The sequence below is a fragment of the Novosphingobium sp. BW1 genome (genome assembly GCF_008107685.1).
GTDB lineage: Bacteria > Pseudomonadota > Alphaproteobacteria > Sphingomonadales > Sphingomonadaceae > Novosphingobium.
Map to the genome: position 1 here is coordinate 81,744 of NZ_VIRF01000063.1, position 18,161 is coordinate 99,904.

Annotated in this window: 16 protein-coding genes and 1 pseudogene; 9 read left to right on the top strand and 8 right to left on the bottom strand. The window is 64.9% G+C overall.

The annotated features are described in order from the left end of the window. Positions 1–68 precede the first annotated feature (68 nt). The 4 genes from mnmG to FMM79_RS08045 are packed head-to-tail and all read left to right on the top strand — an operon-like array spanning position 69 to position 4,328. Positions 69–1,931, top strand: coding sequence for a tRNA uridine-5-carboxymethylaminomethyl(34) synthesis enzyme MnmG (gene mnmG, locus FMM79_RS08030; protein ID WP_148626990.1), 1,863 nt, complete (start codon positions 69–71; stop codon positions 1,929–1,931). After that, positions 1,928–2,569 carry a 16S rRNA (guanine(527)-N(7))-methyltransferase RsmG gene (rsmG, locus tag FMM79_RS08035; protein ID WP_148626991.1) on the top strand — a complete coding sequence of 214 codons (642 nt, stop codon included), beginning with the start codon at positions 1,928–1,930 and terminating at the stop codon, positions 2,567–2,569. Before mnmG ends, rsmG begins: the two co-directional genes overlap by 4 nt. After that, positions 2,566–3,342, top strand: coding sequence for a ParA family protein (locus FMM79_RS08040; protein WP_039389922.1), 777 nt, complete (start codon positions 2,566–2,568; stop codon positions 3,340–3,342). Before rsmG ends, FMM79_RS08040 begins: the two co-directional genes overlap by 4 nt. Beyond that, a complete protein-coding gene (locus FMM79_RS08045) occupies positions 3,339–4,328 on the top strand; it encodes a ParB/RepB/Spo0J family partition protein (RefSeq protein WP_148626992.1) in 990 nt (329 codons plus the stop codon). The genes FMM79_RS08040 and FMM79_RS08045 overlap by 4 nt, the downstream gene beginning before the upstream one ends. Before the next feature lie 63 nt (positions 4,329–4,391). Here the strand turns inward: FMM79_RS08045 and FMM79_RS08050 are convergent, their stop codons facing one another. Beyond that, positions 4,392–4,877 carry a GAF domain-containing protein gene (locus FMM79_RS08050; protein WP_148627129.1) on the bottom strand — a complete coding sequence of 162 codons (486 nt, stop codon included), beginning with the start codon at positions 4,875–4,877 and terminating at the stop codon, positions 4,392–4,394. A 55-nt stretch (positions 4,878–4,932) separates the two neighbouring features. Between FMM79_RS08050 and FMM79_RS08055 the strand changes: the two genes are divergently transcribed. Then, entirely contained in the window at positions 4,933–6,438 is a 1,506-nt protein-coding gene (locus FMM79_RS08055; protein WP_240339053.1) for a sorbosone dehydrogenase family protein, read from the top strand. Between the two features lie 24 nt (positions 6,439–6,462). On the opposite strand, the gene FMM79_RS08060 is transcribed toward FMM79_RS08055, so the two are convergent. Next, positions 6,463–7,308, bottom strand: a complete 846-nt coding sequence (locus FMM79_RS08060) for a DUF815 domain-containing protein (protein ID WP_205466557.1) — start codon at positions 7,306–7,308, stop codon at positions 6,463–6,465. A 54-nt stretch (positions 7,309–7,362) separates the two neighbouring features. Here FMM79_RS08060 and FMM79_RS08065 point away from each other — a divergent pair, with 54 nt between their 5' ends. Then, complete coding sequence (locus FMM79_RS08065; RefSeq protein ID WP_148626994.1) at positions 7,363–8,310, top strand: L-threonylcarbamoyladenylate synthase; 948 nt, start codon at positions 7,363–7,365, stop codon at positions 8,308–8,310. Positions 8,311–8,564: 254 nt separating this feature from the next. Here FMM79_RS08065 and FMM79_RS08070 read toward each other — a convergent pair whose 3' ends face one another. The 6 genes from FMM79_RS08070 to FMM79_RS08095 form a co-directional block, all read right to left on the bottom strand. Continuing rightward, positions 8,565–9,905, bottom strand: a complete 1,341-nt coding sequence (locus FMM79_RS08070; RefSeq protein ID WP_148627131.1) for an anti-phage deoxyguanosine triphosphatase — start codon at positions 9,903–9,905, stop codon at positions 8,565–8,567. 42 nt (positions 9,906–9,947) lie between these two features. Next, on the bottom strand, positions 9,948–10,193 hold the full coding sequence (locus FMM79_RS08075) for a hypothetical protein (RefSeq protein WP_371710883.1): 246 nt from the start codon (positions 10,191–10,193) through the stop codon (positions 9,948–9,950). 190 nt (positions 10,194–10,383) lie between these two features. Then, the gene (locus FMM79_RS08080) at positions 10,384–10,917 is read right to left on the bottom strand and encodes a CarD family transcriptional regulator (protein ID WP_039389939.1); all 534 of its coding nucleotides are present in this window, start codon (positions 10,915–10,917) and stop codon (positions 10,384–10,386) included. Positions 10,918–11,319: 402 nt separating this feature from the next. Then, positions 11,320–11,658, bottom strand: a complete 339-nt coding sequence (gene fdxA / locus FMM79_RS08085; protein WP_039389942.1) for a ferredoxin FdxA — start codon at positions 11,656–11,658, stop codon at positions 11,320–11,322. Then, entirely contained in the window at positions 11,655–11,972 is a 318-nt protein-coding gene (locus tag FMM79_RS08090; protein WP_148626996.1) for an RNA-binding S4 domain-containing protein, read from the bottom strand. The genes fdxA and FMM79_RS08090 overlap by 4 nt, the downstream gene beginning before the upstream one ends. A gap of 35 nt (positions 11,973–12,007) precedes the next feature. Then, the gene (locus FMM79_RS08095) at positions 12,008–14,926 is read right to left on the bottom strand and encodes a helicase-related protein (protein WP_240339054.1); all 2,919 of its coding nucleotides are present in this window, start codon (positions 14,924–14,926) and stop codon (positions 12,008–12,010) included. A 199-nt stretch (positions 14,927–15,125) separates the two neighbouring features. Here FMM79_RS08095 and FMM79_RS08100 point away from each other — a divergent pair, with 199 nt between their 5' ends. The 3 genes and pseudogenes from FMM79_RS08100 to FMM79_RS22225 form a co-directional block, all read left to right on the top strand. After that, positions 15,126–16,730 carry a M23 family metallopeptidase gene (locus FMM79_RS08100; RefSeq protein WP_240339055.1) on the top strand — a complete coding sequence of 535 codons (1,605 nt, stop codon included), beginning with the start codon at positions 15,126–15,128 and terminating at the stop codon, positions 16,728–16,730. 226 nt (positions 16,731–16,956) lie between these two features. After that, the gene (gene hemB / locus FMM79_RS08105; protein WP_148626997.1) at positions 16,957–17,946 is read left to right on the top strand and encodes a porphobilinogen synthase; all 990 of its coding nucleotides are present in this window, start codon (positions 16,957–16,959) and stop codon (positions 17,944–17,946) included. Between the two features lie 36 nt (positions 17,947–17,982). After that, positions 17,983–18,156 (top strand): annotated as a pseudogene (locus tag FMM79_RS22225) (GNAT family N-acetyltransferase); the annotation flags it as partial. Positions 18,157–18,161: the final 5 nt, after the last annotated feature.

Genomic DNA, 18,161 nt, shown 5'->3' on the forward strand with positions numbered 1-18,161 from the left:
GTGAAACATACGAAGGGAAGGCAATGGGAGCTTTGACGGGGCGGAGGCGGTGGAGTAAGCGCGTTCTCATGCATTCCTTTGATGTCATCGTGATCGGTGGCGGCCATGCCGGTTGTGAGGCCGCAGCCGTAGCAGCGCGCATGGGCGCGCGCGTGGCGCTCGTCAGTTTCGATCTCAACGCGGTCGGCGCGATGAGTTGTAACCCGGCCATTGGTGGTCTGGGCAAAGGCCATCTCGTGCGCGAGGTTGATGCCTTCGATGGTTTGATTGGCCGCGCTGCCGATGCGGCTGCGATTCACTACCGCATGCTCAATCGTTCGAAGGGCAGTGCGGTGCAAGGGCCGCGTATCCAGGCCGATCGACATCTGTTCAAGGCTGCGATCCATCGCCTTCTCAAGGAACAGGGCGACCTCAGTCTGGTTGCGGGCGAGGCCGCAGAACTGGTCCTTGCGCAGGGAAGGGTGACCGGGATTCGCCTTGCCGACGGGACCCAGCTGAGCGCTCCCGCCACGATCTTGTGTACGGGGACGTTTCTTGGCGGGACTCTGTTCCGGGGCGAGGACCGACTGGTTGGTGGTCGTATCGGTGAAGCCTCGGCCCAGAAGCTGGCGCAGCAGATGCGTAGCGCCAGCCTGCCAATGGCCCGCCTCAAGACAGGCACCCCCCCGCGTCTCGATGGCCGTACCATCGACTGGGGGCGTCTGGAGGAACAGGCCTCCGATGCCGATGCGTGGACGATGTCCGCGCTGGGGCAGCGGACGGTTCCGCAGGTCTTCTGCGCCATCACGCGTACCAACCCGCAGACTCATGATATCATCCGCGCCAACCTGGATCGTTCGCCCTTGTTTTCGGGAGCCATCGGTGCCCAGGGGCCGCGCTATTGCCCATCCATCGAAGACAAGATCCACCGGTTCGCCGATCGCGACGGGCACCAGGTATTTCTCGAACCAGAAGGGCTCTCAACCCACCTGGTCTATCCTAACGGTGTCAGCACCTCGCTGCCGACGGACGTCCAATTGGCCATGATGCGCAGCATGCAAGGGCTTGAGACGGTCGAGATGGTCGTGCCGGGATACGCGGTTGAATACGATCACATCGATCCGCGAGCGTTACGCCCAAGCCTGGAGTTGCGCGAAATACCTGGGCTTTATTGTGCCGGTCAGATCAATGGGACGACGGGCTACGAAGAGGCTGCGGCCCAGGGACTCATGGCCGGCATGCATGCCGCCTCGGCTATCCTTGAGCGTGCGCCGGCACCGCTCGACCGGGCCAACAGCTACATGGCGGTGATGATTGATGATCTCACCCTGCATGGGGTTAGCGAGCCCTATCGTATGCTGACGGCGCGTGCGGAGTACCGGTTGCGTCTGCGTGCGAACAACGCCAGCACACGCCTCACCCCGTTGGCACTTGGCGTTGGGGCCGTCGGCGGGGAGCGGGCTGCCTGGTTTGCACAGCGTGAAGAGGCCCGCGCCGATCTGGAAAAGGGCCTCAATCAGTCTGTCTCGGCCAGTGAGCTTGCGCAGGCAGGAATGTCGGTGCGCATGGACCTAGGGCGTCTGCGCTTGCGCGAATGGTTGCGTTTTGACGGAATCGACCTGGAACGACTCTCGCCTTGGCTTGAAAGGGAAGGGGGGGGATTGCCGCTTGCGGATACCGCCCTGGCCGAGGAAGTTGCCGAGGACGCGGCCTACGCGCCCTATCTCGAACGTCAGGAACGAGAGCTTAAGGATCTGCGGGCGAGTGAGGCGCTGCCACTTGGCGATGATTTTCCCTACAATCAGATTCCCGGTCTTTCCCGGGAAATGGTCGAGCGTCTGACCAAGGCGCGTCCGGCGACACTGGCGGCTGCGGGCCGTATCCCGGGCATTACCCCGGCGGCGCTTGCCGCTGTTCTTGTTCGCGCGCGTCGGGAGGTATCGGCCGCATGATTACCACAGAAGTCGAGGCGCGTGCCTGGCTTGAAGCGCTGCCCGAATTCGATGCGCAGGCGGCGGAGCGGCTTGAGTGCCTCGTGTCCATGCTGGCCGAGGAAAACCAGCGCCAGAACCTGGTCTCAGCCGCGAGCCTGGAGCAGGTGTGGCTGCGGCATATTGTCGACTCGGCTCAGCTGCTGACCCATGTTCCACGTGAAACACGAGGGCCCTGGTTTGATCTCGGCACCGGGGCGGGCTTCCCGGGGCTCGCCATTGCAGCGCTGCGGCCGGACTGTGAAGTGGTCATGGTGGAATCGCGCGCCCGGCGAATCGAGTGGCTGGAACGGGCGCGCGAGGCGATGGGGCTGGATAAGGCGCGCGTGGCCGGACAACGTCTCGAACAGGTCGATTCGCGTGACGCAGCTGTGATTTCGGCCCGAGCCTTTGCGCCCTTGCAGAAGCTTTTGGAGTTATCAGCTCGATTTTCCACAAGTGACACCTTGTGGGTGTTGCCCAAGGGGCGTTCGGCACAGCAAGAATTGGACGACCTTCGCAAATGGCGGCACGTGTTCCACGTGGAACAGTCCCTGACGGACCCGCAGGCAGGCATTATTGTCGGAACGTTGTCCGGCAGGAAGGGAAAGACCACGTGATCCGTATTGCTATCGCCAACCAGAAGGGGGGCGTCGGGAAGACAACCACGGCCATCAACGTTGCGACCGCCCTTGCAGCGACCGGGTGGAAGACCCTGTTGGTTGATCTCGATCCTCAGGGAAATGCGTCCACGGGCATCGGCGTCTATCCTGCCGATCGCGAATTTTCGTCCTACGACGTCCTTGTCGACAAGCGCCCGCTTGCCGAGTGTGTAGTGCCCAGTTCGATTCCCGGTCTCGACCTCCTGGCCGCGACAGTGGACCTCTCGGGGGCAGAAGTGGAACTGGTCAACGCCGATGACCGCGCGCACCGTCTCCGTGCCGCGTTGCGAGATGATTCCGGATACGATGTCTGCCTGATCGATTGTCCACCTTCGCTTGGCCTTCTGACGCTCAACGCGCTGACCGCAGCTGACAAGCTGCTTGTGCCGCTGCAGTGCGAGTTCTTTGCTCTCGAAGGCCTCAGCCAGTTGCTCACGACCGTCGAGCGTGTTCAGCAACGCTTCAACCCCGATCTGGGTATTATCGGTATCGTCCTGACCATGTTCGATCGCCGGAACCGCCTCACGGACCAAGTATCGGACGACGTGCGATCATGCCTTGGCCCTCTGATCTTCGATACAAACATCCCACGCAACGTGCGCCTGTCCGAGGCGCCGAGTCATGGGGTTCCGGCGTTGATCTATGACCACTCCTGTGCGGGCAGTCGGGCCTACATGGCACTGGCCCGTGAACTGATTACGCGGCTCCCCGAAGCGAGGAAGGCAGCATGAGCGACGACACCGCCCCCCGGAATACTCCGGCAATGACACGCCAGAAGTCGCGCGGCCTCGGCCGTGGGCTTGGAGCTCTTCTGGGCGAGAGTCGCCGGGAGGAGCCGGTGGCGACGTCTGGGGCAGGGGAAGCCTCATCTTCGACATCCGGTGGGGCCACCGCGGATACGGTACGGGGATTTGGCCTTCGCTCGCTGACGATTGCCGAGATCAAGCCCGACCCGCTGCAGCCGCGCCGTCACTTCGACGAGGAAGCGCTCGACGAGCTCGCAGCCTCGATCGCGCAGCGCGGCGTGATCCAGCCCATCATCGTGCGCCCCACCGACACAGGGGCGTTCCAGCTGGTGGCGGGCGAGCGTCGTTGGCGTGCCGCGCAGAAAGCCCAACTGCACGAGATACCGGCGCTGATCCGTGATCTTTCCGATCGCGAGGTGATGGCGCTGGCGCTCATCGAGAATCTTCAACGTGAGGATCTCAACCCCATCGAAGAGGCCCGCGCTTACCAGCGCCTGTCCGAATCCGAGGGGATGACCCAGGCCGAAATCGCGCGCCTGGTCGACAAGAGCCGCAGCCATGTGGCCAACTTCCAGCGCCTGCTTTCGCTGCCTGATGATGTTGTCAAGCTCGTCGAGAAGGGCGATCTGTCAATGGGCCATGCGCGCGCGTTGATCGGGTGCGAGGATGCCGAGGACATTGCCGGGCAGGCGGTCTCCGCGCAGATGTCCGTGCGCGATGTCGAAAAGCTCGTGCGCAAGAAGATGCGGGGTGAGGCGGCTCCGGTTCCGCGCCGTGCGGCTCGTCCGGCGCGCGATCCAGCGCAGGATGCGGATATCGTCGCCGTGCAGGATCACCTTGAGGAATTCCTGGGCCTTCCGGTCAAGATTCAGTCCGACGAGGACCCGCGTTCGGGGACCGTGACGATCAAGTATGCGACACTCGATCAGCTTGATCTCGTGTGCCAGCGCCTGACCGGCGGAGCGATCTGAGAAACGTGATTCCGAGGGCCATCGCGCGCCTGCGTCTGTCCCGAAACGGCGCAGGCAATGGCGTCAGGCGATGGCCTTGGCCGCGATCTCGGCAAGGCGTGCGAAACCTTTGGCATCCTCTTCGTCGAAGCGGTCCGGGAGGGGGCTGTCGAGGTCAATGACCGCGATTACCTTGCCATTGACCACGACGGGCACAACAAGCTCGGAGCAGCTGTCGGCGTCGCAGGCGATGTGGCCGGGGAAGGCGTGAACGTCAGGCACGAGTTGGGTCTCGCCGGTTCGCGCAGCCGCGCCGCACACGCCCGAGCTGAGCGGAATGCGGATGCAGGCGGGCTTGCCGATGAAGGGGCCGAGCACGAGCTCATCCTCGACCATGCGGTAGAATCCCGACCAGTTGAGATCAGGTACGAACTGCCAGATCAGCGCGGCCAGGTTTGCCATGTTGGCAACGGCGTCGCGCTCGCCTTCGACCAGGGCCTGGGCGGCGCGGGCGAGTTCCTCGTAGAGTTCGGGCTTGGGGGCGTCGGAAAGGGGGGCAAAATCGTACATGGCCCTCAGGTAGCGCAACTCAAGGTTGCCGCATAGACCGGGGGCATCTATCTCGATGCCCATGCGCTCGATCCTGCTCAAGGCCCTCGCGGCCCTTATCGTTCTCGTCTTGGCGCTTGCCGCCTACTTTGCCTGGACGCAATATTCCAACAGCTCCGACCTGCCGAGCGATGCCACGGCGGGCAAGGACCCGACTCTGGTCGATCCTGACCCGCAGACGGTACCCAGCATGAAGCTGGTCGATCCGGTGGGGTGGGCCGAGGATGAGGCGCCGACGCCGGCCAAGGGCCTTGTCGTCACGCGGTTTGCGCAAGGACTCCAGCATCCGCGCACGATGCTCACGCTTCCCAACGGCGATGTGCTGGTGGCCGAGACCGGCGCGCCCAAGGCCAGCGAGAGTGGCGGTCTGACCGGAATGGTCATGGGCTGGGCGATGGGCAAGGTGGGCGCGGGCGCCCCGTCGGCTGACACCATCAAGCTGCTGCGCGATTCGAACGGTGATGGCAAAGCCGACCAGATCTTTGACGCGCGCAAGGCCGACCTCGTTTCGCCCTCGGGCATGGCCTACCGCGATGGCAAGCTCTACGTCGCCAACCACGACTCGATTCTCGAATTCGCCTTCACCCCGGGCGACACGAAGATCGAGGGCTCCCCGAAGAAGCTCATGGACCTGTGGCCGGGTGGCAATCACTGGATGCGCAACCTGCTCCTGAGCGAGGACGGCAAGGCGCTCTACGTCGCAGTTGGTTCGGCCACCAACATCGCCGACAACGGGATGGAGGAAGAGGCCGGACGCGCGGCAATCTGGGAAATCGACACCGAGACCGGTCGTCGTCGCCAGTTTGCGGCGGGCATGCGCAACCCCAACGGCCTCGACCGGAATCCCGCGACCGGCGAGATGTGGGCGACGGTGCAGGAGCGTGACATGCTCGGGCCCGATCTTGTGCCCGACTACTTCACCAACGTGCCGGTCGGCGCGCAGTATGGGTGGCCCTGGGTCTACTGGAAGAACATCTTCGATGAGCGCGTCCAGTACGACATGCAGACCTACATGATTGAGTACACGCGCAAGCCCGAGTACGCGATGGGCGCACACACCGGCACGCTCGGCATGGTCTTCGACAAAGGCGGTACGAAGCTAGGCAAGGCGTTCCAGAACGGCGCCTTCATCGCTCGCCATGGTTCGTGGAATCGCCGTCCGGCGGTGGGCTATGACGTCGTATTCATTCCCTTTGATGCCAACGGCAACCCCAAGGATGTGAAGCCCCAGCGCGTGCTGACCGGCTTTCTGGAAGAGGATGGCAGCACCACCCACGGCCGTCCGACCTGGGTGGCTTTCGATGGGAGTGGTGCGCTTCTCATAACTGACGATACGGCCGGCATCGTCTGGCGCGTGGTGGCACCGGCTGCGGACGCCTCGCCCGAGATCGTGCCCATTGTCACCGACCATCTGGAGCCCAAGCCGGGCCTCGTCGATCCCAACTCGCCCGAAGCCGCGCAGAAGCGTCTCCAGGCCGGTTTCCGTGGAACCGACCGGATCCTCAACCGCGAGAAGGAATGAGCTTCAGGCGCGGCGGGCAGGGCCTCAGATGATCTTGCCCGCGCGTCCTGCCAGTTCGTTGACGTACTGCCAGGCCACACGGCCTGAACGCGCGCCACGGCGGCGCGACCACTCCAGCGCATCGCCCTGGTCCCACTCCAGGGAGAATTCCTGTGCGTAGCCGCCGATGATGGCGAGATAGGCATCCTGGTCGCAGGCGTGGAAGCCGATGGAGAGACCGAAGCGGTCGGCCAGCGCGAGGCGATCATCGACCACGTCGCGCGGATTAATGGGGTCGTCCTGCTCCTGCATCGAGCGCGAGACAATGGCGCGGCGGTTGGAGGTGACGGCAAGGCGTACGTTGGCCGGGCGTGCCTCGACCCCGCCTTCAAGCCAGGAGCGCAGCAAACGCGGACCTGCGCCATCGTTCTCCTCAAAACCCAGATCGTCGACGAAGACGAGGAAGCGGCGCTCGATCTTCCCCAGCGTCGCAAAGAGGTCGGTCACGCCGGCAAGTGCATCCTGACCGACCTGGACGAGCGCGATGGCATTGTCGTGCTTGGCCTGGCCCTTGCGGATCGCGGCGCGCAAGAGGGCGGACTTGCCCATCCCGCGTGAGCCCCACAGCAGCATGTCGTGCGCGGCGTGACCTGCCGCCAGACGCAGCACGTTGGTGACAATGCTCGCCTTCTGGTCATCGATCCCGCGCAACATGTCGAGCGCGGGAGCCTCCAGCTGTGCCACGCCGCGCGCCGAGGTGCCGTTCCAGACATAAGCGGGGAAGGCCAGCCAGTCGGTCGTGGGTACGGGCGCTGGCGCGATGCGCTCCAGCGCCTCGGCAATGCGGGAGAGAAGGGCGGGCGTGTCCGTTTCGGGCAGCGGTGTGGTCATGGCTTCCTTGCGCTTTTCCTTGGCTTTCGCTGCGCTGCGCTATAGCGGCAGGGTATGAATCCCGCCAGTCATCCCCACCTCCTGACTTCATCCTCGCCCGATCTTGCCGTGGCCGGTGAGATTCTGCGCAAGGGCGGTCTGGTCGCGGTGCCCACCGAGACGGTCTATGGCCTGGCCGCCAGAGCTGACCGTGATGAATCCGTCGCGGCCATCTATGCGGCGAAAGGGCGGCCCAGCTTCAACCCGCTCATCGTCCATGTCGCGGACCTCGCCGCTGCGGAGGCCATCGCGTTCCTCGATACGCGGGCAAGAGCTCTTGCCGAGGGGTTCTGGCCGGGGCCGCTTACCCTTGTGCTCCCCCTACGTGAGGGCGCTCCCGTGGCGGCCGCTGTGACTGCGGGCCTGCCGACGGTGGCGCTGCGCTGTCCGGCGCACCCGGTCATGCGCGCGGTCATTGCCGAAACCGGCCTGCCGCTTGCAGCTCCTTCAGCCAACGCCAGCGGCGGGGTGAGCCCCACCAGCGCGGCACACGTTGTCGCCTCGCTCGGCGGACGCGTCGATGCCGTGATCGACGGCGGTCCCTGTGAGGCAGGTCTGGAATCGACCATCGTGGGCCTTCGCGAAGGGAATCGCTGGCAGATCCTGCGTCCCGGTCCCATCGCCGCCGGCACGCTGGCTCAGGTGCTGGGCTGTGCGGCCGATCCGGTTACCTCACAGGCGATCGAGGCTCCCGGTCAGCTCGCCAGCCACTACGCGCCTGGAAAGCCTGTGCGTCTCGATGTCGACGCGGCCGAGGCTGACGAATTCCATATTGGCTTCGGTCGTGTTGCTGGTGATGCCTCGCTTTCGCCCACAGGCGATCTCAATGAGGCGGCGAGCCGTCTCTACGCGCTCCTGCATCAGGGAGCGGCCGACAGCCGCCTGCGCATCGCCGTTGCGCCCGTGCCTGAAATCGGGATCGGTGCGGCGATCAACGACCGGTTGCGCCGCGCCGCAGCGTAGCTCGTTGAAAAGATTTTTCCGAGAGCCATCGCACTCGGGCTCCCCAAACTGTCGAGCGCACGCATGCCTGCCACGCAGATTCTGCAAGGAGAGCAATGTGTTCATCTGGATGATCGAAGGGCTTTGCCCGCTGTTCTTGCACATGCTCGTACGGGTGTGGAGCTTCTCCATCCTGCCCCAAATCCGCTCTCCGATTCTGGGACTCCGAGGGCGATGACCCTCGGAATGTTTTTCTTACCTCTTCCCAAGCCCCGTCAAAGCCGATCGAACACCGATCCCATGCGTGGGCTGAAAAGCCGCTCGTAGGTCTTCAGGAGGTGGGTGTCGGTCATGGCGGCCACGTGGTCGCAGATGATCCGGATATCCCCTGAGGAGGCTTCGTAGCGAACGAGAGCGGCCTTTGGGAGCAGGCGGGCCGGATCTGCGGCGAGAGCTTCAAACACGGCGACGACCATGGCCTGCCCTTTGAACTCCAGGTGCTGGACTTCGGGGCTGGCGATCACCTCCTTCACTATGAAAGCCTGGAGGGCATCGAGAAAGGCCCGGCGCGGCCCTTCGAGATGGACCCGCCAGCGCAGCAGCGGTTCAGCGAACGCGCTCTCCTCATGGTAGGTCGCGCCCGTCAGGAAGTGGTGAACGAGGCGGCTGATGTAGCGCTTGCGGGTGCCTTCGTCCTCGCCGAAAAGGCCTTCGAGCAAGCGCGCGAAGACGTCGTTCTCGCTTTCGCCAGGGTACTTTTCCTTGAGGGCATCAAGAAAGGGCGCGCTGGCGGTTTCCATGGCCTTTGCGAAACGGTCGCGTGCGACGAGCCCGAGTGCGATGGCGTCTTCCAGATCATGGACGCCGTAGGCGATGTCGTCGGCCAGATCCATGATGGAGCAGTCGAGGCTCCTGTGCAGGGTCTTCGCGTGTTTGTCGGGCCGCGGCTTGATCGTCGTGAAGGCCTCGCGCTCATGGTGGGGGAGGGGGGCCAGAACCCAGTCCACTACGTCCTCTTCACAGTCGAGATAGGCTTTGGGCGGCTTGCAGTGGCGGGAATCGAGAACACGCAGCGTGCTCGGCCCATCCAGCAGCCGCGGCTCGAGGTAGGGATTGGCGGCCTGCGAAAACGCCGTCGGGTACTTGAGCACACCCAGCATCGTGCGGCGGCTGAGATTGGCGCCGGCGTTCGCCGAGAAGCTTTCGAGCCGGGCGAGGATGCGCAGGGTCTGGCCGTTGCCCTCGAAGCCGCCGTGGCGGCGCATACAGTAGTTGAGCGCGACCTCGCCGCCGTGGCCGAAGGGAGGATGGCCGAAGTCGTGGGTGCAGCCAATGGCGTGGATGAGGCTGCGGTCGGGCAGGTGCGCGGTCGCCGGATGATCGGGGAAGCTCTTGGCCATCTGGCGGGCAAGGCCGCCCGCAATCTGCGCCACTTCGAGCGAGTGGGTGAGGCGGGTGCGGTAGAAGTCGCTGTCGCCCAGGTTGAGGATCTGGGTCTTGCCCTGGAGCCGTCGGAACGAGGCGGAATGGACGACGCGTGCATAGTCGATATCGCCGTCCTCGCGCGCGTCCTCGCTCTGCGCGGACCAGGATTCGCGCCTCTCGTACCAGCTCATCTCGTCACCATGGGAGGGGTATTCCACCCGCGTGCCGCAGCGTCAATATGGCCGGTTCTGGGGGGCCTGGAGTATCTGCATCTGCGCGTAATCGTCGCGCGCATCGAGGCAGGCGCTCTGGCTTCCCTCGTCGCACTTGCGCAGGTGCTTTTCGTAGCGGCGCTGGAGGTCGCGCAGCTTTTCCTCGTGCTCGCGCATCGCGCGCCCGCGCTTCTCGTCGGCCTCGGACTGGCTTGTCGTGGCCCAGTCCACCCCTTGGCTCGCCGCGCGTACGGGCAGCGTCGCCACGTCGACCGCGGTCTTGGCGATGCAGCCGCCCAGGACAGGAAGCAGGGCCAGGACCAGCAGGGGAGCAGGGTGCGAGACATTGCACCAAGAGGTCTCATGCCCTCAGGCTCTTCGCAAGTGGCAAAGGGAAAGGGCCGCTTCGCCTTGCGGCGAAGCGGCCCTTCATCCGGTCGGAGACGGCGAAACGCGCCTAGGCGGTCTCGGCCGTGTCGTAGTACTTGGGAGCATGCTCGTTGAGGATCGCGAGGATCTTCTTGAGCGCGGCCGGTTCGTCGGTCTTTTCCATCGCTGCCAGTTCGCGCGCGAGGCGCGAGGAAGCGGCCTCGAAGATTTGACGTTCGGAGTAGCTCTGTTCGGGCTGGTCGTCGGCGCGGAACAGGTCGCGCGTAACTTCCGCGATCGAGACGAGATCGCCCGAATTGATCTTGGCTTCGTACTCCTGGGCGCGGCGCGACCACATGGTGCGCTTTACCTTGGGCTTGCCCTTGAGCGTGTCGAGAGCTTCGCGCAGGGTCTTGTCAGACGACAGCTTGCGCATGCCGATCGATTCCACCTTGTTCACCGGAACGCGGAGCGTCATGCGCTCCTTTTCGAAACGCAGCACATAGAGTTCGAGCTGCATCCCGGCAATTTCCTGCTTCTGCAACTCGATCACACGGCCTACGCCGTGCTTGGGATAAACGACGTAATCTCCAACATCGAAGGCATCGGCCTTGGTTGCCATGTATCGTCCTTTCACCTGCAGGGTGGATGCGAGCAAACAGGCGGTGAGAGTCGGTGTCCCGGTAGGCTGCGACCTGTGGCACGAATGCCTTTCGCCGACCGGTCAGATCACGCTCTTACCGCTTGCTTTCGAACCCTGCCTCGTCATGAAAAATCTCTGCCGGACGAGTGGAAGACTCGGGCAGTTGCCGTATTATATAGCACCGATGTGACAAAATATCCAGTGGCAGCCGCAGGATTCCTGCGCTAGCCTCCCGTTCAGTCTCGATTCGAGACGCATACAGGCAAATTTGCCTGCGTTTCCGGTCGCCTGTGCCCGACTATTTATTTTAGCGCTATTTGCCTTAGGGCTCGTTCAGCCTGGTAATTCCAGTCCAGCGGGCCCCCCAGGCACTGGGCGCGATCAGTCGCCTTCGCCAGGTTCGGGCGAGAAGTGCGTCTCCAGCTTGTTCTGGACGTCCTTCATCTCGTCCGCGTTGTCGGGCGCGTCCTTCTTGGTGGTGAGGTTGGGCCACTCGGCCGAGTACTTGGCGTTGAGCTCGATCCACTGTTCCACACCGCTCTCGGTGTCGGGGATGATCGCTTCAGCCGGGCATTCCGGTTCGCACACGCCGCAGTCGATGCACTCGGAAGGATTGATGACGAGCATGTTCTCGCCCTCGTAGAAGCAGTCGACCGGGCAAACCTCGACGCAATCCGTATACTTGCAGGCAATGCAGGCGTCGGTGACGACGTAGGTCATGACGGCGAAATCCTTTTTGAGAGACTTACGGCTGAAAGTGGAGCCGCTACGGGATGAGTCGGGTTGACGTCAAGCACTCTGTAACACGCCTGGGCTTCGGGAGCGGGTCCACGGCGCTCGGGGAGGGCAAGAATTTCTATCACGCGCACGTTTCTGCCTATTGGCACGGTCAGGATGTCGCCCGGAGCGACTTTCTGATGGGCGCGTTCGATGCGCCGGCCGTTGAGCCGCATGTGCCCGTCGTGTGCGAGGCCCTGCGCCACCGCCCGTGTCTTGGCGAGGCGCAGGAACCAGAGCAGCTTGTCGACGCGCAACGGGATCGGTCCGGGTCAGCCGACGCGCATCGCGCTTAGCGCACCATGTCCGCAAGCGCGGCAAAGGCATTGCCTTCACGCGGACGGGCGGGACGCTTGGAGGGCGCCTGCTGGGGTGCCTGGCGGCGCGGAGGGCGCCAGGTCCAGCGCTGGGTGGGGGCGGGTCCCTGCGCGTCATCGGTCTTGGCCGTTACCGTTTCGGGAATAGTGGTATCGTCCTCGGCCGGAGCCTCGGAGGCCGTGTCGTCCCTGGTGGGCTTGCCGCGCGGTTCGACCGGCTGGAAGCCACCCAGACGCAGCAGGCGCTCGTAGCTCTCGGGCGTCAGGCCCATCGAGATCGCGCGGGCGGGATCGAGCGGGAAGCTGGGACGTGGGCCTCGACCACGGCCGCGATCTTTGCTTTTGGCCTTGCCCTTACCCTTGCTGCGCTTTGCGTCGGCGGTCTGGGGCGCATCCTGGGCCGATGCCTCGGCGCTGGACTTGACCGGACCGTCGGCAGCCGCATTGCCAACGGGGGCCGCAGTGTTGGCCGGGGTCTGTACGTCGGCGGTGTCGGGCTTGTCTTGCGCGGGCGTTACCGCAGTCTCGTTCTCTACAGGAGTCTCGTCTTTTACCGCCCCGGCTTCGGCCGGCGCCTTGGCGGCCTCCTCGCGCTGGGTGTGCGCTTCGCGCAGGAGCTTTTCGGCCATGTCGATACGGATCAGCTGCTTGCCGAGATTGCGGTAGCCGGGCAGGCGTTCGCGCTTGTCGGCGGCCAAGGCCGGAGGCATCGTCTCGTCGGGTGCGCTGCCGCGCGGGGCCTTGCCGGCGAGGCGGGCCAATTCACGCCACAGGCTGATCGGACGCGGACGCAGCATGGCGGGCACGAACAGGTCGAGCGCGCCGACACGCACGCCGAGGCGTGCGAGCATCGTGCGGCGTTCCTTGTCGAGCTTTTCAAGCCCCGACTGCTCACGCGCGAGAATACCCCCGCGCTCGATGAGAAGGATGAGAAGCGCGCGAAGGTCTGGCCCTGCTTCTTCCGAGCGGCTCGCCTCGTCCAACTTGCCCAGCGGGGCAAGTGGTTCGAGCTGCTTTTCAAGCCAGACCTCAAGCGCGGCGACGAGGTCCTTGCGCGCAGGAGCGGGAATCGCATCAAGCAGGCGATCGGGCACGAACACCGGGGCCAGCAGGCTGCGCCCGGCGCCGAGTGCGCCGAGCGGCTCACCGTCCCAGGTGATCGCCGTGCCTGCGAGTGCGAGCGTGGCCGTTCCTTCGTGGATCGCCTTGGTCAGCTCGGCTGCACGGGCTTCGAGAAGGCCGGGCAGGTGCTTTTCGGCGGCCGAAAGCAGGAGCTTGCGGTCGGTCAGACGGGTTTGCGGGTCGATCTGGAAGGCAAAGCCTCGCAGCGAGCCGATATGCTCGCCCTCGACCAGAACTTCTTCGTCTTCGAGCCGTACAGAGAGCAACCCTGTGTCCGGTCCCAGTTTTTTCATGAGCAGCGCAGTCCTGCGATTAATAAAACGTTCGGTAAGCTTGCCGTGCAGGGCATCGGAAAGCCGGGCTTCGACCGCGCGTGCCCGCGCGGCCATTTCATCGCGTGCGAGCACCCAGTCGGGTCGCTGCGCGATATAGGCCCAGGATCGGATTGCGGCAATCCGCCCCTGAAGCGTGTCGATTTCGCCGCCGGTGCGGTCGAGATGGGCGATCTGCTGGGCCACGAAATCCGCGCCCAATTCGCCATGGCGCAGGTCCTGCCAGAGCCGCGCGACGAAGCGCGAATGGGTCTCGGTGCCCTGCTGGCGAAAGTCGGGCAGGCGGCACACGTCCCAGAAACGTTCGACCCGGGAGCGGCCGCGCACCGAATCGACGATCTCCGGGTCCTCGGCGAGACGTTTGAGGACGGCCAGATCAATGGCCTCGGGTGCAAGGCGCAGTTCGGGGCGCTCGGGCGGCGTTTCCAGATCGGCAATCAGCGTGTCGAGGCTGTCGAAGCGCGGCTCCGGTTCGCGCCAGAACAGCTTGGTGAGCGGGGGAAAGCGGTGTTCCTCGATCGCGTAGACTTCTTCGGGCTCGAATTCGATCTCTTCGCCGCCGCGCCCGCCCCGGTGCATGCCCGCCAACGTGCCGAACGTGCCGTCGGTCTGGTGGCGTCCGGCGCGCCCGGCGATCTGCGCCATTTCGGCCGAAGTCAGCCGCCGGTGGCGCTGGCCATCGTACTTGGCGAGTCCGGCAAACGCGACATGCTGAACGTCGAGATTGAGGCCCATGCCCACCGCATCGGTGGCCACGAGGTAGTCGACCTCGCCCGACTGGTAGAGCTCGACCTGTGCGTTGCGGGTCTGCGGGCTGAGTGCGCCCATGACCACCGCCGCACCGCCGCGAAAGCGCCGCAGCATTTCGGCCAGCGCGTAGACCTGCTCGACCGAGAAGGCGACAATGGCGCTGCGGGGGGGCACCCGGCTGAGCTTCTTGGGAGCGACGTGGCTGAGCGTGGAGAAGCGCGGGCGGGTAATGACCTCGACACCCGGGATCAGGGCCTTCACCATCGGTTCGAGCGCCGAGGAGCCGAGGATCATGGTTTCCTCGCGTCCGCGGGCGTGGAGGAGCCGGTCGGTGAAGACGTGGCCGCGTTCGCGGTCTGCGCCCAGCTGCGCCTCGTCGATGGCAACGAAGGCGGTCTGGCGGTCGGTCACCGGCATCGCTTCGACAGTGCACAGCAGATAACGGGCGTGCTTCGGCTCGATCCTCTCTTCGCCGGTGATGAGGGCGACATTCGACTCGCCCTTGATCTTGCACACCCGGTCATAGACCTCGCGCGCCAGCAGGCGCAGCGGAAAGCCGATCATGCCGCTGGAATGCGCGCACAGCCGTTCGATCGCCAGGTGGGTCTTGCCGGTGTTGGTCGGTCCCAGGACCGCCTTCACCCCGTCTGAGGTGTCTTTGCGCACCATCGCAGGTGGGGGGGTAAGCATTATGCGGTCAAGTGTGGCACTGCCGCTTACCGCTCGCAAGAGGCGTCTCGCCCCCAATGCCGGTTATAATCCACAATGTAAGGCTGGAATTAACCTTGGGCAGGCACGACGCTTCGCGGATTTCGACGTAAAGCGCAGGCCAGGCGCCACATGGGGTGGTGCCTTTCAGGTAGATAGAGACGCAAGGCAACAAGGGACGGTGCGGGTGTTCAAGGGCCATGGCAGGGGATCGCAGAACGAAGCGCAGGATACGCGCACGCCTGCCAGTCTGTCGCATGACCAGATGATCGGTGAGGAGAGGGGCGGGGGCAGAAGTGTGCGCGGCGGCCTGCGCGCAGGCATTGAGGCCTGGTGCCAGCGGGTCGATCTTGCCCCGGATCTGGCCAGCGACATCGGCAGCCGCCGCTGGTTTCGTGGCCTTGCGACACTGGTGGGGCTCGGCGCGGTCGCCTTTGCCTTCTGGCCCGATTTTTCCGCGGTGGAAGCTGCGACGTTCACGCCGCTCGAAGAGCGCGTGCGCGACGAATTTCGTAGCCAGACCATGGCCCCCCTTGCGCTGGGCGCGGACAGCGGACGGCACATGGGCGCCAGTCCGCTGGTGCGCCCGCTGGCCAGTGTGCCCGAGCGTCCGCGCATCGAACTCGTCTCTACGCTGGGGCAGGGCGACAGTCTCTCGCGTATGCTTGGCCGGGCCGGTGTCGGCGCGCTCGACGTGGCCGAAGTCGAGAATCTGATCAAAGGCACTCTGCCAGCTTCCGAAATCGAATCCGGAACGCAGTTCGACATCACGCTGGGCCAGCGACCTGGGCCGCGCTCCCCGCGCGTTCTGGAGTCGCTCAGTTTCCGGGCGCGCTTCGATCTCGATCTTTCGGTCGAGCGCGGAGAGGGGGATACGCAAGGGCCGCTGCGGCTCATGCGCCATCCCATCCACGTCGATGCGACACCCTTGCGTATTCGCGGCAAGGTTGGTTCCAGCCTTTACCGCTCGGCGCGTGCCGCCGGCGCCCCTGTGGCCGCAATCCAGGCGTATCTGCGGGCCATCGACAAGTACATCAGCCTCGACAGCGATATCGGCTCGGAGGACGAGTTCGACATGATCCTCGCCTACAAGCGCTCGGCCAAAGGCGACCGCAAGCTGGGTGACCTGCTCTATGCGGGGATCGCGCATGAGGGGAAGATGCGCCTCCAGCTGTTGCACTGGGGTGAAGACGGCCAGATGCTGGCCGCCGACACGGCGGGCAAGGCGCGCGAGGTGCCCATCGGCGCGCCAGTCGCCGGGCGGGTCACCTCGAACTACGGCATGCGGCGCCACCCGATCCTGGGCTACAAGCGCATGCACGCCGGGATCGACTACGGCGCGCGGCATGGCACACCGATCCACGCGGTGGCCGCGGGCCGGGTCATCTTTTCCGGGCGGCACGGGGGGCACGGCAACTATGTGCGGCTGGAGCATTCGGGCGGTCTTGCCACGGGCTATGGCCACATGAGCCGGATCGCGGTGAAGCGTGGTGAGCGCGTGAAGGCGGGCGAGGTGATCGGCTATGTCGGCTCAACGGGTCTCTCGACCGGGCCCCACCTCCACCTCGAAGCCTACCGCGGTGGGCGTACGATTAACCCGGCGGGGCTCAAGATCCTTGCCAGTCCGCAGCTCGACAGGCGCGAACGCGCGGCCTTCGAGACGCGCCTCCAGAACCTGCTCAGGCTCGAACCGGGCGCGGCGCTTGCAGACATCGCTCCGCCCTCTGATGCCGAGGCGGAGACAACGCGCGAAATTGATCGGCTGGCGCCGCAGCAGGTCGGATAACGACCACAAGAAACAAGAATTTGATTCAGGGGGGCATCGCCCCTTGACCGCATAACGTGCGACCTCACCGTTCTTGGCCATTGCAGCGCGCGCAAGGTGAGCAGACAGTTTGGGAAGCCCGAGGGCGATGGCCCTCGGATTGTCTTTCTTGCCTTGCATTTGACTGGAAGCCCGTCCCGGTGAGGGCAATTGAATTGCCTTGGGAATTACGGCATCTCCTGCGCCCATGACCTATCCGCACACTCGTCTGCGCCGCGCGCGGGCCACGGCCTGGAGCCGGGCGCTCCATCGCGAGACCATTCTTACGCCCGCCGATCTCATCTGGCCGGTCTTCGTCACCGACGGCAAGGGTGTGGAGGAGCCGATTGCCTCGCTTCCCGGCGTGTCGCGCTGGTCGGTTGACCTGCTAGTCGAGCGGGCGAAGGAAGCGGTGGAACTGGGCATTCCGTGCCTTGCCCTCTTCCCCAACACCCAGCCCGAGCGCCGCAGCGCCAAGGGCGAGGAAGCGCTCAATCCCGACAACCTCATGTGCCGTGCGATCCGCGCGATCCGCGAGGCCTGCGGGGACTCGATCGGCCTTCTCACCGATGTCGCCCTCGATCCTTATACCGATCACGGTCAAGACGGCCTGATCGACGCCGAGGGCTATGTCCTCAACGACGATACGGTCGAGGCGCTGGTCGGCCAGGCGCTCAACCAGGCGCGTGCGGGCGCCGATATCATCGCCCCCTCGGACATGATGGACGGGCGCATCGAAGCAATCCGCGCCGCGCTCGAGGCCGAGGGGCACATCAATGTCCAGATCATGTCCTATGCGGCCAAGTACGCCTCGGCGTTCTACGGTCCGTTCCGCGATGCGGTCGGCTCGCGCGGGCTTCTGAAAGGCGACAAGAAAACCTACCAGATGGACCCGGCCAACACCGAGGAAGCGCTGCGCGAGGTCGAACTGGATCTGGCCGAAGGGGCTGACAGCGTGATGGTGAAGCCGGGCCTGCCCTATCTCGATATCGTGCGCCGCGTGAAGGAGGCCTTCGAGGTTCCCGTCTTCGCCTACCAGGTCTCGGGCGAGTACGCGATGATCGAGGCGGCGGTGGCAGCAGGTGCCGGGGACCGCGATGCGCTGGTGCTCGAGACGCTGCTAGCCTTCAAGCGCGCAGGCTGCTCGGGGATACTGAGCTATCATGCGGTGCACGCCGCGCGCCTGCTCAACGGCTGATCGCGGGCATATGGGGGACCTGCCGATCGGGACCGAGCGGCTGGTCCTGCCGGGCTGGGCTGGCGGCTCGCGGCCGATTGCTGGGGGCAGGGCTATGCCAGCGAACCCGCGCGCGCGCGCCGTGACTGGGCCTTTGCCAACCTTGGCGATGACGCGCTCTGCGCGATCACCAGCCTGGGCAACGTGCGCAGCCGCGCGGTGATGGAGCGTCTGGG